The sequence below is a fragment of the Photorhabdus sp. HUG-39 genome, from assembly GCF_963878365.1.
Lineage (GTDB): Bacteria > Pseudomonadota > Gammaproteobacteria > Enterobacterales > Enterobacteriaceae > Photorhabdus > Photorhabdus kayaii.
Genome location: NZ_CAWNWY010000041.1, coordinates 1 through 15,239, shown reverse-complemented (window position 1 = coordinate 15,239; position 15,239 = coordinate 1). Strand labels below are relative to the sequence as shown.

The 15,239-nt window shown below is 44.5% G+C and carries 14 protein-coding genes and 1 pseudogene; 9 read left to right on the top strand and 6 right to left on the bottom strand.

The window, feature by feature from the left end:
• Window positions 1–9 precede the first annotated feature (9 nt).
• Complete coding sequence (locus tag AAC155_RS20605; RefSeq protein ID WP_113043950.1) at window positions 10–1,428, top strand: glutamate synthase small subunit; 1,419 nt, start codon at window positions 10–12, stop codon at window positions 1,426–1,428.
• Between the two features lie 238 nt (window positions 1,429–1,666).
• Entirely contained in the window at window positions 1,667–2,173 is a 507-nt protein-coding gene (locus AAC155_RS20600) for a hypothetical protein (protein ID WP_113043949.1), read from the top strand.
• 52 nt (window positions 2,174–2,225) lie between these two features.
• On the opposite strand, the gene sspB is transcribed toward AAC155_RS20600, so the two are convergent.
• From sspB to tnpA, 6 genes are all read right to left on the bottom strand, one after another.
• Window positions 2,226–2,741, bottom strand: coding sequence for a ClpXP protease specificity-enhancing factor (sspB, locus tag AAC155_RS20595; RefSeq protein WP_113043948.1), 516 nt, complete (start codon window positions 2,739–2,741; stop codon window positions 2,226–2,228).
• 3 nt (window positions 2,742–2,744) lie between these two features.
• Window positions 2,745–3,386 (bottom strand): stringent starvation protein SspA, encoded by a 642-nt coding sequence (gene sspA / locus AAC155_RS20590; RefSeq protein ID WP_058589205.1) that lies wholly within the window; start codon window positions 3,384–3,386, stop codon window positions 2,745–2,747.
• Window positions 3,387–3,716: 330 nt separating this feature from the next.
• Window positions 3,717–4,109, bottom strand: a complete 393-nt coding sequence (gene rpsI, locus AAC155_RS20585; RefSeq protein ID WP_011148146.1) for a 30S ribosomal protein S9 — start codon at window positions 4,107–4,109, stop codon at window positions 3,717–3,719.
• 15 nt (window positions 4,110–4,124) lie between these two features.
• Entirely contained in the window at window positions 4,125–4,553 is a 429-nt protein-coding gene (gene rplM, locus AAC155_RS20580; protein ID WP_112878885.1) for a 50S ribosomal protein L13, read from the bottom strand.
• A 253-nt stretch (window positions 4,554–4,806) separates the two neighbouring features.
• Complete coding sequence (zapE, locus tag AAC155_RS20575; RefSeq protein WP_113043947.1) at window positions 4,807–5,940, bottom strand: cell division protein ZapE; 1,134 nt, start codon at window positions 5,938–5,940, stop codon at window positions 4,807–4,809.
• Between the two features lie 105 nt (window positions 5,941–6,045).
• Window positions 6,046–6,462, bottom strand: coding sequence for an IS200/IS605 family transposase (gene tnpA, locus AAC155_RS20570; protein WP_113043946.1), 417 nt, complete (start codon window positions 6,460–6,462; stop codon window positions 6,046–6,048).
• A 22-nt stretch (window positions 6,463–6,484) separates the two neighbouring features.
• Between tnpA and AAC155_RS20565 the strand changes: the two genes are divergently transcribed.
• From AAC155_RS20565 to AAC155_RS20535, 7 genes and pseudogenes are all read left to right on the top strand, one after another.
• A complete protein-coding gene (locus AAC155_RS20565; RefSeq protein WP_113043945.1) occupies window positions 6,485–7,681 on the top strand; it encodes an RNA-guided endonuclease InsQ/TnpB family protein in 1,197 nt (398 codons plus the stop codon).
• Window positions 7,682–7,728: 47 nt separating this feature from the next.
• Window positions 7,729–7,941, top strand: a complete 213-nt coding sequence (locus AAC155_RS20560; RefSeq protein WP_146748132.1) for a hypothetical protein — start codon at window positions 7,729–7,731, stop codon at window positions 7,939–7,941.
• A gap of 97 nt (window positions 7,942–8,038) precedes the next feature.
• The gene (gene zapG, locus AAC155_RS20555) at window positions 8,039–8,443 is read left to right on the top strand and encodes a Z-ring associated protein ZapG (RefSeq protein ID WP_113043966.1); all 405 of its coding nucleotides are present in this window, start codon (window positions 8,039–8,041) and stop codon (window positions 8,441–8,443) included.
• A 236-nt stretch (window positions 8,444–8,679) separates the two neighbouring features.
• Window positions 8,680–10,056, top strand: a complete 1,377-nt coding sequence (gene degQ, locus AAC155_RS20550; RefSeq protein ID WP_113043944.1) for a serine endoprotease DegQ — start codon at window positions 8,680–8,682, stop codon at window positions 10,054–10,056.
• A 59-nt stretch (window positions 10,057–10,115) separates the two neighbouring features.
• Window positions 10,116–10,304 (top strand): annotated as a pseudogene (locus tag AAC155_RS20545) (type II toxin-antitoxin system VapB family antitoxin).
• Window positions 10,305–12,250: 1,946 nt separating this feature from the next.
• Window positions 12,251–13,312 (top strand): outer membrane-stress sensor serine endopeptidase DegS, encoded by a 1,062-nt coding sequence (gene degS / locus AAC155_RS20540; RefSeq protein WP_113043943.1) that lies wholly within the window; start codon window positions 12,251–12,253, stop codon window positions 13,310–13,312.
• Window positions 13,313–13,900: 588 nt separating this feature from the next.
• Window positions 13,901–15,239 (top strand): PAAR domain-containing protein (locus AAC155_RS20535; RefSeq protein WP_191214961.1); only part of this gene is annotated, 1,339 nt, incomplete at its 3' end.

The window sequence follows — 15,239 nt, the reverse complement described above, 5'->3', positions numbered from 1 at the left end:
GGAGCCAAGATGAGCCAGAATGTATATCAATTTATCGACTTACAACGCGTCGATCCGCCTAAAAAGCCGTTGAAAATCCGTAAAATAGAATTTGTGGAAATCTATGAGCCATTTTCAGCCATTCAGGCACAGACACAGGCTGATCGCTGCCTTTCTTGCGGTAACCCTTATTGCGAATGGAAATGTCCCGTTCATAACTACATTCCCAATTGGCTTAAACTTGCCAATGAAGGACGTATTATGGAAGCGGCTGATTTATCCCATCAAACAAACAGCCTGCCGGAAGTTTGTGGTCGTGTTTGTCCACAGGATCGCCTTTGTGAAGGCGCTTGCACTCTGAATGATGAGTTCGGTGCAGTAACCATTGGTAATATTGAACGCTACATCAATGATAAAGCGATTGCTATGGGCTGGAAGCCCGATATGTCACAAGTTCAGCCAACGGGCAAACAGGTTGCGATTATTGGTGCAGGCCCTGCTGGGTTAGCTTGTGCTGATGTATTGACTCGTAATGGCGTACAAGCCGTTGTTTTTGATCGTCACCCGGAAATCGGTGGATTACTCACCTTTGGCATACCGGCGTTTAAACTGGAAAAAGAGGTCATGATACGCCGCCGTGAAATTTTCTCTGAGATGGGAATTGAATTCCGGCTCAATACTGAAATAGGCAAAGATATTGCCTTATCTGAACTGACTGAGCAGTTTGATGCGGTATTTCTTGGTGTAGGAACCTATCAGTCAATGCGTGGGGGGCTGACAAATGAAGATGCTGATGGTGTTTATGATGCGCTGCCATTTCTGACTGCCAATACCCGACATTTGATGGGTTATCCCGCCCTACAATCGCAACCTTTCATCAATATGCAAGGTAAGCGGGTCGTGGTGCTTGGTGGCGGTGATACTGCAATGGATTGTGTCAGAACGGCTATTCGCCAAAAAGCAGCTTCAGTTACCTGTGCTTATCGTCGTGACGAAATCAACATGCCAGGCTCTCAGCGTGAAGTCAAAAATTCCAAGGAAGAAGGTGTGGAATTTCTGTTTAATCTGCAACCGGTCAGGATTGAAATCAACCATTCAGGTCAAGTTTGTGGCATAAAAATGGTACGGACTCAATTAGGTCAACCTGATGAAAATGGACGCCGCCAAGCTGAAATTATCGCAGGATCGGAACACCTGCTTAAGGCCGATGCAGTGATCATGGCATTCGGCTTTAAACCACATACCATGAACTGGCTAAGTGATCACCAAGTAACCTTGGATAAACAAGGACGTATTGTCGCACCAGAGTACTCAGACACTCCCTTTCAAACTAGCAATCCGCAGATATTTGCTGGTGGAGATGCTGTTCGTGGCTCAGATCTCGTTGTAACCGCAATTGCCGAGGGGCGTAAAGCCGCGCAAGGCATTCTTGATTATCTCAACATCTAATCAACCAAGGGAGCTTTTCAGCTCCCAACTCTTTCTATCATCAGTTCGATAACTTATATTAATTGGATTACCCTTACACAAAAAAGTAAGTGAATTTAATGAACATTCCACACTTATTACTGTCGTACATAATATTTTGGAATATTCATTCTCATTAGTGTGGGTCTTAAATAAAACATTCCAATTAACCGACACAAATATCACGATGCTTATTCAACTATAAATACTGGAAATATTAATGAAGCTAATAAAAACCTTAACTTTATTATCTCCAATGCTGTTTATCAGTCATACAGCACTTGCTTTATCACAGCCCTTAACATCTGAAAATATTAATAAAGAAATTATGAATAGAGGTACCAATTCTGTAGTGGCAGAATTAGGTGAAATAGGAGCCAAACAAGAAATCACTCACAACATTTCTACTGGTGATAGTAAATGGATAAAACTGGCTTTTAAATTAACGCAAAGCATACACCTAGGTTTTGCCAAAGAAGTTCACTACGCATTATCCTTAGCATTAATTAATAATCCTGCTGAAGTCCTTGCTAACGTAGATAAAGAAAACAATATATCATTGGCCGATATCTGCACAATCCCACCAGAACTGGGGACCAGAGAGAATAAAATAGAATTTGTAAATAAGGTTAAAAGGAGCTTAAGCGCTATCACAGATTTCAAAGCTAAAAATAGAGCTGAAGATTGTTTTTGGGAATTAGAAAAAGCCTACAATACAGAATTCTAATCAATGAATTTGAAAAAAAATAAGGAGGCAAACCGCCCCCTCTTTTTAACGCTTATTTTACTACCCGTAAAGCAGGGCGCCCTCTCGTCGGTTTTGGTGGCTCATCATCAGGTGAAGCTCCATTATCATCTCCAGCACCGGGCAATGCATCCGTAACTAATACCAGATTATCTGTCGCGGATGCAGAGGTATCAGCCTTATCCTGATCTGAAGCGGATTTAAAAAGATATTCATCTTTATAAGCTGCTTCAGGCTCAAACATCATTCCCGCCCCATTTTCACGGCCATAAATCGCAATAACTGCCGCCATCGGTACATTAACCCGACGGGGAACGCCACCAAAACGGGCATTGAAGCGTACTTCATCATTGGTTAACTCAAGATTACCAACAGCTCTCGGCGCTATATTCAGCACAATTTGCCCATCACGGGCATATTCCATTGGTACATTAACTCCACGTAAAGTCACGTCTATAACCAGATGCGGAGTCATATCATTATCGAGTAACCACTCGTAGTGAGCACGCAACAAATAAGGACGACGGGGAGACATTTGAGACAGCTCCATAAATCAGCTCCTGGATTGCAAGCGCATTTCACGTTCAGCTTCGGTTAATGAAGCCAAGAATGCATCACGCTCGAAGACACGCTGCATGTAAATTTGTAAATCTTTAGTACCAGAACTCGGTAATTCTATACCCAATACCGGCAAACGCCACAGTAAAGGAGCAAGATAACAATCAACCAAACTGAATTCTTCGCTCATAAAGAATGGCATCTCTTTAAATATTGGCGCCACTGCTAGCAACTCTTCTGCTAATCGTTTACGGGCAGTATTGGCCTCTTGAGAATTGCCTTCCTCAATAGTATGCATCAGGGAATACCAGTCTTTTTCGATGCGGTGCATCATCAAACGGCTGGAACCACGGGCAACTGGATACACAGGCATTAATGGTGGATGAGGAAAGCGTTCATCCAGATATTCCATAATGATGCGGGAATCATATAGCGTCAGCTCACGATCAACCAAAGTCGGAACTGTCTGATAAGGGTTCAGATCGATAAGGTCCTGTGGCAGGTTACCTGCCTCAACCTGCTCAACTTCAACACTGACACCTTTTTCCGCCAATACAATTCGCACTTGATGGCTAAAAATGTCGGCCGGGCCTGAAAACAGAGTCATTACCGAACGTTTGTTGGCAGCGACAGCCATGAAAACCTCCAAGTTTATCTAAAAAGGGAATGAATAGCCCCACACGACCACGACTATTCTTACTCATTCATTCTCATCCTTTATGTTTCTACGTCACAACGGTGAATACGGAATGCGCTACTCAACACAATGACTCTCGTTTCAACGCAGTCATTACCGTTTCAACGTAATTACTACCGTTCAAATAGTAGGCAGACAAATGGATGAGGCAAAAATTGGCACTAGTTTACCAGATTTTGTACATTTTGGGGGAAGTGTGTGGATAATTAAGTAAAAAACCCGCCACAAAGACGGGTTTGCACATTAAATAATTGCCATAAAGACAAAAAATTAACGTTTGGAGAACTGTGGACGACGACGTGCTTTACGCAGACCAACCTTCTTACGTTCAACTTCACGAGCATCGCGGGTAACGAAGCCAGCTTTACGAAGATCAGAACGCAGAGTTTCGTCATACGCCATCAGTGCGCGGGTGATACCGTGACGGATTGCACCTGCTTGACCAGAAATACCACCACCTTTAACAGTGATGTACAGATCCAGTTTACCCAACATATCAACCAACTCCAGCGGCTGACGAACAACCATGCGCGCTGTTTCACGGCCGAAGTAAACTTCAAGACTGCGTTTGTTGATGACGATATTACCGCTACCTGGCTTAATAAAGACACGTGCGGAAGAGCTTTTGCGGCGACCAGTGCCGTAGTATTGATTTTCAGCCATTGCCTATAATCCCGATTAAATGTCCAGAACTTGCGGTTGCTGTGCCGCATGGTTGTGCTCGCTACCTGCATAAACTTTCAGTTTACGGTACATTGCACGGCCCAGCGGCCCTTTTGGCAGCATGCCTTTAACCGCGATTTCAATTACACGCTCAGGGCGGCGGGCAATCATCTCTTCAAAGGTCGCTTGCTTAATACCACCGATATGACCGGTGTGGTGATAGTAGATTTTATCAGAACGCTTGTTGCCGGTGACTGCAACTTTTTCTGCATTAACGATGATGATGTAATCACCGGTATCAACATGCGGAGTGTATTCCGCTTTATGCTTGCCGCGCAGACGACTAGCCACTTCAGTTGCAAGACGGCCTAAAGTTTTGCCATCTGCGTCAACAACATACCAGTCGCGTTTTACGGTCTCTGGTTTAGCTGTAAAAGTTTTCATTAAAGCTTACCCAATAATAAGTTACACGTTGGTGAACACTCAAGGTTCAGAAACTTGCTGAGGTTCACACGACTCTTGTCCAGCAAACCTACCCCTTCGAATAGCCTATGCCGGCACTATTGCAAGTTTTTGGGAAAAAAACATTGCCGTAACGTGGGGTCGCAAGATTATAGAGAAGTCAAAAATAAAAATCGACCCCAATTTGAATATTTAAAATCAGTTTTGAGTCTGAAATATACGGGTAAACACAAAATTAAGGTAAATGAGGTAATTTCAGATACTCTTCACTTTGCATCTCTTGCAAACGGGATAAGCAACGCTGGTATTCGAAAACCAACAACACCCCTTGGTAAATTTGCTCCATCGGCACCGCCGCATTAATTATCAATTTTACCCGGCGTTCGTAAAATTCATCAACCAGCGCCAGGAAACGGCGAGCGGCATTTTCATTACCCGGCATTATCGCCGGAACCTGATATAACAAAACCGTGTGATAAAGTTTTGATAAAACAATGTAATCCATCTGACTACGCGCATCTTCACACAAAACTTTAAATCCAATTGCCAATACACCATCAGCATGACGAATCGCGGGCATCTGCCGGTGGTTAATTTCCAATACAGAGGCTTGTTCTCTACTATTATTACCGGTCAAAAGAATAAACATTTGATCCATCGCGCGTTCATTATCTTCATTCAGCGGTGTGAAATAGAGATGAGCTTGAGTCAACGTGCGCAACCGATAGTCAATACCCGAATCCACATTCATCACGTCACAATATTTTTTGATCTGCTCAATAGCAGGCAAAAAGCGAGCTCTCTGTAAACCATTACGATAGAGTTCATCAGGAGGAATATTTGACGTTGCAATCAAGGTAATCCCCCTGACAAACAGCGCTTCCAACAATGTACCAAGAATCATCGCATCAGTAATATCGGAGACAAAAAATTCATCAAAGCAAAGTACATCTGTTTCCGTTTTAAAACCATCAGCCACAATATCCAGCGGATTTTCATGCCCTTGCAATACCTTTAATTCTTCATGTACCCGCAGCATAAAACGATGGAAATGCAAGCGTAGTTTTCTTTCACCGGGTAAACTCTGGTAAAACATATCCATTAACCAAGTTTTCCCTCTACCCACGCCCCCCCACATATAAAGCCCTTGAACAGGCGCACAGCTCATTGAAGCCTGCTTTCCTAACAGTTTACTCAGACGCCTTTTCAAGCTTTGTCGCCTCACGGGATTACTGGGAGAAGCATTAATCAGAGTATTGTGAATGGTATCCAATTGCGCTACAACTTGGCGCTGAACATCATCTGGTTGGTATTTACCCTCAGAAAGGGCTTGTTGATAATATGATGAAGGGGTAGTCAATGATGGCATAACAATAACAATCCTTAAAATAATCGCCCGTTTTTTATCGTTTTTATCCGATGCGCCGTAAAACCCCGGTCCTTCAGGGCGGTGATATAAGGCGCGGTATTCAGACTAACTCGGTGTTTGCTGTTGCTCAATGTATTGGCGAATGATTGATATTGGCGCCCCGCCACAACTACCCGCAAAATAACTCGGTGTCCAAAGAACACCTTTGTAGTAATAGCGCTGTGCAATATCAGGACGATCTCGGCGAAGCAATCGACTCGATACCCCTTTGAGGCTGTTAACCAGATTAGATACTGCCAATTTAGGGGGGTAATTAATTAGCAGGTGAACATGATCTTGTTCGCCATCCATTTCAACCAGTTCAACAGCAAAATCGGCACAGACACGGGCAAAATAGCCTCGTAGCTTTTCAATCGCATCCTGATCAAATATTTTTCGCCTGTATTTTGTGACAAATACCAAGTGGACGTGCATCAGGAAAATACAGTGTCTTCCACGGCGAATATCCGTTTCATTTTTCATAGACCAAAGTATAATGGCGGGGATGAAACGATTACAAGCCTTCAAATTCCAGTTAAGACCCAATGGTCAGCAGGAGCGTGATATGCGACGCTTCGCTGGAGCTTGTCGTTTTGTTTTCAATCGGGCTTTGGCTCACCAAAATGAAAACTCTGAATCGGGAAATAAGTACATTCCCTATCCAAAAATGGCATCATGGCTCATTGCATGGAAATCTGACACCGAGACACCATGGCTTAAAGACGCCCCATCACAGCCCTTGCAGCAGTCTCTTAAAGATCTGGAGCGAGCCTACAAAAACTGCTTTCAAAAGCGAGCCGCGTTTCCCCGTTTCAAAAAGCGGGGATGTCACGATGCTTTCCGCTATCCACAGGGTGTCAAACTGGATCAGGCCAACAGCCGTATTTTTCTTCCCAGGCTGGGCTGGCTACGCTATCACAGCAGCCGTGAAGTCATCAGTGAAGTGAAGAACGTCACCGTCAGCCAGTCATGCGGCAGATGGTACGCCAGCCTCCAGACAGAGTATGAGACGACAGAGCCCCGGCATGAATCCTCATCAATGGTGGGGCTTGATGCGGGGGTAGCAAAACTGGCCACCCTTTCAGATGGCACGGTATACGAGCCTGTAAACAGTTTTAAAACCAGCCTGCATAAGCTGGCGAGACTCCAGCGTCAGTTAAGCCGAAAAGTGAAGTTCAGCGCTAACTGGCAGAAACAGAAACGAAAAATTCAGAAACTGCACGCCCATATAGCCAACATACGCAAGGACTATCTTCATAAAGTCACCACGACAATCAGCAAAAACCACGCAATGATAGTCATGGAGGACTTGAAGGTCAGAAACCTGTCAAAATCGGCGAAAGGAACGACAGAACAGCCTGGACGCAATGTACGAGCAAAATCAGGCTTAAACCGCGCGATACTGGATCAGGGCTGGTATGAAATGCGCCGTCAGCTTGAGTATAAGCAGCTCTGGCGCGGAGGTCAGGTATTAGCCATAGCGCCAGCCTATACCAGTCAACAATGTGCTTGCTGTGGTCATACCGCAAAAGAAAACCGCCAGTCACAGAATAAATTCGAGTGTCAGGCATGTGGCTATACCGCAAACGCCGATATCAACGGAACGCGCAATATTTTAGCGGCAGGGCATGCCGTGCTTGCCTGTGGAGGGAGGGTGCAGTCAGACCGCCCGTTGAAGCAGGAACCCACCGAAATGATTTAGACTTCGGTCTGAACATAGTAGGAATCCTCGTCCTTTGGGCGGGGAGGATGTCAAGATTCAGATTGACCTTATTATCGGATCAATTGTCTACAATTAAGGTCCACAATAAGATCTATACCCTATGGATTTCAAGATGCATCGCGACGGCAAGGGAGCGAATCCCCGAGAGCATAGAGAACGATGAGACCGGGGTGAGTGAGCGCAGCCAACAAAGAGGCAACTTGAAAGATGACGGGTATACAAGCAAATGTAAATCATGATCAATATTCCACTCTAACTAGATTAACGGTTATAGTGACGATAATTAAGTGAAACATTCTGCGGAACAACGATGTCGATGAAGGAGTAGCTATGACTATGACTTGGGAGTATGCACTGATTGGATTGGTGGTTGGTTTTGCTATCGGAGCGCTAGTTATGCGTTTTGGTAACACTAAGCTGCGCCAGCAGAAAGCCTTACAAACTGAATTGGAGAATAATAAATCAGAACTGGAAGAGTACCGTAAAGAATTAGTTGGTCATTTTGCCCGTAGCGCAGAATTACTCGACAATATGGCTCGCGATTATCGTCAGTTATATCAACATATGGCTAAAAGCTCTCATGAACTGATGCCAAATATGCCAGCACAAGAAAATCCATTTAATTATCGATTGACTGAGTCAGAAGCGGATAATGATCAATCTCCGGTTAAAATGCCACCAAGAGATTATTCCGATAGCGCTTCCGGCCTGTTTCGTCCGATGAATGAAAAAAACCAGTAAATACCCTGCTGTGGCACATCGTGTGCCACAGCATTAATTCAAATGTAAAAGCTATTATCTACCTACAAGTTTTGTTTTTTTGTTTTTCAATCATGTAAATACCTGTAAAGAATCATGCTAAATCTGTTTGCCCGATGAACTTTATTTAATAATTAACAGTCATAGAGTAATCATGGCAGCTTGCCAGAATTAACTCAGTTAGCCTTCGGCTTAGGTATACAAGAGAACAAAATTAGATGAAAAGAAAACACTTATTCCTTAGTGCATTAGCAATCAGTATCGGATTGTCTACAATTTCTGTCCCTACGATTAGCCAGGCTGCTTTGCCTGCTGCTATCGCCGGTCAGGCGTTGCCAAGCCTCGCACCGATGCTTGAAAAAGTCCTGCCAGCCGTTGTCAGCGTGCATGTCTCTGGTACGCAGGTACAACAGGAACAGAGTATACCTGAAGAATTCAGATTCTTCTTTGGTCCAAATCTACCCATGGGCCGTGAAAGTACCCGCCCATTCCAAGGGCTTGGTTCAGGTGTCATCATTGACGCTGCCAAAGGTTATATATTAACCAACAATCACGTTATTGAAAATGCAGATAAAATCCGTGTGCAATTGAATGATGGCCGCGAATATGAAGCCAAATTATTAGGCCGCGATCCTCAGACCGATATTGCCTTACTGCAACTGAAAGATGCTAAGAATTTAACTGCAATTACTATGGCCGATTCTGATAAGCTCCGAGTTGGTGATTTCGCTGTTGCAGTTGGTAATCCATTTGGCCTTGGTCAAACTGCAACTTCCGGCATTATCTCTGCGTTAGGGCGTAGCGGTTTGAATCTGGAAGGATTGGAAAACTTCATCCAAACAGATGCCTCTATTAACCGTGGCAACTCCGGTGGCGCACTGGTTAATTTGAATGGTGAATTAATCGGTATCAATACCGCTATTCTAGCCCCAGGTGGTGGTAACATCGGTATCGGCTTTGCTATCCCAAGTAATATGGCAAAAACCCTGAGCGAGCAGCTTATCGCGCATGGTGAAGTAAAACGCGGTATTCTCGGTATTAAAGGCACTGAAATGAATTCCGATATCGCTAAGGCATTCAATATTGACGCCCAGCGCGGAGCATTTGTCAGTGAAGTATTACCAAAATCCGCAGCAGCGAAAGCAGGTATTAAATCCGGCGATATTCTTATTTCCGTTGACGGTAAGAAGATTAGTAGCTTTGCTGAACTGAAAGCCAAAATCGGCACAACGATACCAGGTAAAGAAATTAAAATTGGTTTATTGCGTAAAGGTAAGCCAATGGAGGTTTCTGTTACGCTGGAAAACAGTGAAGGTCAAACAACCAAAGCCGGAAATCTAACTCTTGCCCTGCAAGGTGCAACCCTAAGCAATGGTGAAGTGAAAGGGACTTACGGTGTGAAAATCGATAGTGTTGCTCAAAACTCACCGGCGGCGTTATCTGGCTTACAGAAAAATGACCTGATTGTTGGGATCAATAATGAACGGGTACAGAATATTAATGAACTGCGCAAAGTTATTGATTCTAAACCACCCGTCATAGCGCTGAACATCCTTCGCGGAGAAGAGAGTATCTATCTGTTACTGAGAAATTAATACTTTTAGTAAAAATCGATCTCATTCCATTTAAGACACAGCATAAAGCTGTGTCTTAAATCGCTGATATCCCTCGCGACCTCGATTTCGAGGGAGTAAACGAATTGGAGATTATTCGTGAAGACGATATCATTATTCTGCGGCCGGTTAAATCCTGTTGGAATTCCTTTTTGTAACAAGAAAAAGCTAACTCTGGCTTTTTAACCGAACGGCTGGATATTGTGGAAGAAGGACGCGTTAAGTTATGAAAAAATATATACCCGTCATCTTTCAAGTTGCCTCTTTGTTGGCTGCACTCGCTCACCCCGGTCACATCGTTATCTATGCTCCCGGGGATTCACTCCCTTGCCGTCGCGATGCATCTTGAAATCCATAGGGTATAAGCCATTGTTTTAACCTCTGATTTTAATCGGTATAAGGTTTTAACCGTTGTTTTTACCACTCTTAACACCTGCTTTTTATTAAGTTTAATCATCATGGCATATCGTATTTTACATTTAACAAACGTTAATCATATCTGTTTTTTTATCTTTTCTGATGTTGTTTACTCTCAATCCTGAGAGATTTCTATAGATTACCACCCTTTATTTCACGGCATAAATTATGCCAGTAAATAGCCTGATGATATTAAAGATACCCCTTATGTTTTTTCGGATAATCAATTTTATATTTAGAAGTTAAATCCTACCACATTAACCGTTTTATTCCTCTTTTTATTGCGTTATGTTTATACCCGTCATCTTTCAAGTTGCCTCTTTCTGTTAATGGTTAATAGCATTTGATTAAATGTAATTAACTGTTCTTATAAAAAATGCATCATTGAGTTAAATCCGCCTTTTACTTTCACATAAAACCTTTAATTTCTCTGCATTCTCACTTTTAAATGTTCATAGTAAGGAATAGAGCATATTTATTTACTCTGCACTTTTTAAAAAGTTGGCATTAATGGGATACCTACTTTTTAAATCCTCAGATGAGTTAATTACCGATAAAAAATGCTTGCATTCACTAATAACTGGAAATACAAGTAAAAAGAGAAAGTTAACCATGTTAAAAAAGATGGCATCTGTAAAACAATTATCATTCCTGGGGTTTTCCTATTTTTTAAAGCAAAAATGCATCCAATAGATGGTTTTGATTAAGCAGTTTTTATAAACCTAATGATTTTTCGTTTCCTGATACGTATTTAACTTTCCCATTTTCATTAAACTGATGTTTAGGTTTTCTCTTTTCCCGTATTTGACTCTTCAACTTTAAAACCAGAGCAGATAACAAATATGCTAATAGTATTTAAGCTCAATATTTAATACTGCTATACCCGTCATCTTTCAAGTTGCCTCTTTGTTGGCTGCACTCGCTCACCCCGGTCACATAGTTCGCTATGCTCCCGGGGATTCACTCCTTTGCCGTCGCGATGCATCTTGAAATCCATAGGGTATAATCTAGTCAACCTAAAGGTTTATCGATTTTCTTTAATGATTGACTCTGTTTTTCATAAACGCCTTACAACCCATACAAAACCACTTATTTAAGCACATTAGCTTAATTTGGTTAATCCTGTTAAATATTTTTATTCTTATTATTGGATTAACGCTGTCACTTTATTAATCAATTCAAGACCGGTTTTTCCTGATGTTTTCTCTTACAATGCCAGTATAACGTCGAATTTTTTACCCATTTTAAAAAAGCCTTAATCACTTATTTTCACCTTTAATGATTAAAGTTTTTACCTGTTTTTTCATAATACGCTTACTATTTTTTCCAGATTTTAAAACTACACTGATAGACCATAAACGGTTTTTTAACGACTGTTTTATCATATGCAGATAAAGCGTACCTTATCTTACGTGAATGAGTGAAAATTTCTGTCACGCCTTGCTTTCAAACGATATGAAAAACGACACCTCACATGATTTAATCTGAGTGAATCTCAACATGACGAAGTAAATAAAAAGCGCTAAAACGAAAAGTTAAAGATAGTGAAAACAGCGTTAAAACCCCTCCGGTTGTAGCAAAATGCGATAAAAAAAGTTTAATACCCTCGTAAACTGTCAGTACAAATTTTTTCGTTTTATGATTAATGAAAACTCAATAGTGATAATCGAAGCGCTAAAAGTAGATACAGCATAATGCGGTGTCTGTTAATTTCTATGTTATCCTGCCATGACTCATTAACTCACACTGAATAATACCCATGATTGCCAAGTTGCTGCGCTCTGCTTTTTTAGGATTACTTGTAGCTGTAATTTTGCTAATTACCATTCCATCGCTGCGCCCTAGCGGGCTGATATCTGCAATTACCAGCAACAGTAATGACGAAATTCCATTCAGCTTTAATAAAGGTGTCCGCAGGGCGGCGCCCGCCGTGGTTAACGTCTACAGCAGCAACATGGGGAGTTTTTCTCATCAAGGTCGGGAAAACCATACCCTTGGTTCCGGCGTCATCATGAGCGATAAGGGCTACATCCTTACCAATAAACACGTCATTAATAATGCAGGACAAATTATTGTTGCACTGCAAGACGGTCATTTTTATGAAGCTCTGGTCATAGGTTCTGATAGCTTAACGGATCTTGCTGTCCTGAAAATTAATGCCGAGAACCTGCCTGTCATAACGATTAATCCAAATAGAATCGCGCATGTGGGAGATGTCGTTCTAGCCATTGGTAACCCTTACAACTTGGGGCAAACCATTACTCAAGGGATTATTAGCGCTACCGGTCGCGTTGGATTAAGCCCTACCCGCCGCCAAAACTTTCTCCAAACTGATGCTTCCATTAATCAAGGTAACTCCGGCGGAGCGCTGATTAACACCCTTGGTGAGCTGGTGGGTATCAATACATTATCATTCGATAAAAGTGAAAATGGTGAAACGCCAGAAGGATTGGGGTTTGCTATTCCGACTGAACTCGCCACTAAAATTATGCAAAAACTTATCCGCGACGGACGGGTTATCCGGGGTTTTATCGGCATAACGTCACAAGAGCTGCCACATATTCGCTCTTCTAACGGCAATATTAACCAGATTCAGGGATTACGAGTATTTCAGGTGACTGCAAACGGGCCAGCGCAAAAAGCCGGTATTAAAGTGGGTGATATCATTACCAGTGTCAATAACAAACCCGCTATTTCTGCGGTTGAAACAATGGATCAAGTCGCTGAAATACGCCCCGGCAGCGTTGTTCCTGTCACTTTATTGCGCAATGGGAAATTGTTATCGCTGCAAGTGACCATTGACGAATTTGATGAATATTAATTAATCTGAGCTTCACTTAAATCGAATTTTTGATTAACGCTGCTGGTTTGGTTTAAAAAAACTTTTGCGACACACATCACATTTATTAATGTTAATCAAATATTCATCACCCAAACAGACGGGACAACATAAGTTTTTTGTTATAAGTTCTTGATTGGATATTAAACAAATAAAACGACTTATTAGTTATCTTAACTGTACTCTTAAGCAGCAATGGAATATCCCCGATGTTGCCTGTTCAATACAGGTTATCAATAAGACCATCAACAACAGACTGCTAGCGCCTTTATAGTTCTGACGTAACTTGCCTGAGGCTCTTTGACCCTGGGTAGCTTATAACTACGCGCCGCATGCCGGGCAACTGTGCTGTGCGTTGTAAACCTCAAAAATGATAAGGGAAGCGTGATGTCATTCCAAAAAAACCAATGCAGGCGATTTAGCGCCGAACAAATCTCTGACCGCCTGAGTGCTCAAAGCGCTGGCGGTCTAACATGCAACATGCCCTCAATCCAGCTAAAACAGCGGCTCACTATCATGACCTCGTTTCAGCCCCGTTTTAGTGATGAGCCATAATGTCCGGGAGGGGTCATGAGTGTATTGATGATGGCCTGGCTGGGGGCCGGTGCCGCGCAGCGCGCAACCAGACCAGAGACGACCTCAACGGGGAATGCTCCGCCGCCGACCGAAGGCAGCGCGTCGGCCGATACGGCGCTGAATTATCTGGAAAGTGAGGATTTTCAGCGTCATTCGCTGGCGGCGGCGATAACGTATACCGTTGCGGTAGGCGGCGCCTCCGCCGCCCTCCCGCTGGTCGCCGGGGTGGCCGCCGGGAAGCTGGGGGCGCAGATAGGCAATGATATCGGCGAAAGCCTTACGCATGGCGTGATGGGGATTCTAGGCCCTCACATGGGCCTGCGCACCGTCGCTACCGAAGGCCAGGCCCCGGCCCGCCTGGGGGATGCGATTGCCCACCAGAATAAAAGCGCCGGATTATGGGGGGCGCTGGGCGGCGTGGTGCTCGGCGCGCTGGCGGCGGTGGCCGTCGGCGGGTTAATTGTGGCGACCGGCGGCCTGGCGATGGCCGTGGTGGCCGGGGCGGCGGCCGGGCTGGCAGGCGGTTTTGTCGGCGGACTGGTCTCGGCCGTGGGCGCGGCACTCGGGCAGTATGGGGCGAATAAGGGCCAGATTGTCGAAGGCTCGCCCAATGTCTTTTTTGAAGGTCAGCCGGTGGCCCGGCAAGGGGACAAAATTGCGTGCAGCGACCACCCCGGCCCGGTGGTGATTGCCGAAGGCGCCAAAACGGTGTTTGCCAACGGCAAGCCGATTGCCCGGCTGGGCCACCGCACCGCCTGCGACGCCAATATCAACAGCGCGGCGGCCTCAATTGCCATCACCCCGCAAACCGGTGAGGCCCTGACTATCCTGACCGCCAACAACAAAGACCTGCGCTGGCTGGTCGCCATTGCCGGCGTGCTCCCGCTGCCGCTTGGCCGGAAAGGCAACGGCGGCAAAGCCAAATCCGGGGCGGAACCTGCCCCGTCGGTGAAAAAAACCGGCTGTGACCGTCAGCTTTGCAGCAAAGCCGGGGAGCCGGTAGACGTGGCGACCGGCGACTTCCTACAGGTCTGGCCGGTGCTGGCGTTGCCGGGGGTGCTGCCGCTGACCCTGAACCGGACTTACCGCTCCACCGCCGCCCTGGCCGGGCTGTTCGGCCCCAAATGGGCCGATGACTGGTCGCAGCACCTGCGCCGCGACGGCGAGGAGACTCATTTCACCGACGGCGAAGGGGTGATTTACACCTTCCATACCCCGGCGGAAAACGTCTTCTCAGTCAACCTCCATGCCGGGCATTACCTGCTGTACGGGCAACTGAGCGGCGAACTGCGCCTGTTTAACCGCCGTACTCAGCAGATACTGAGTTTTACCG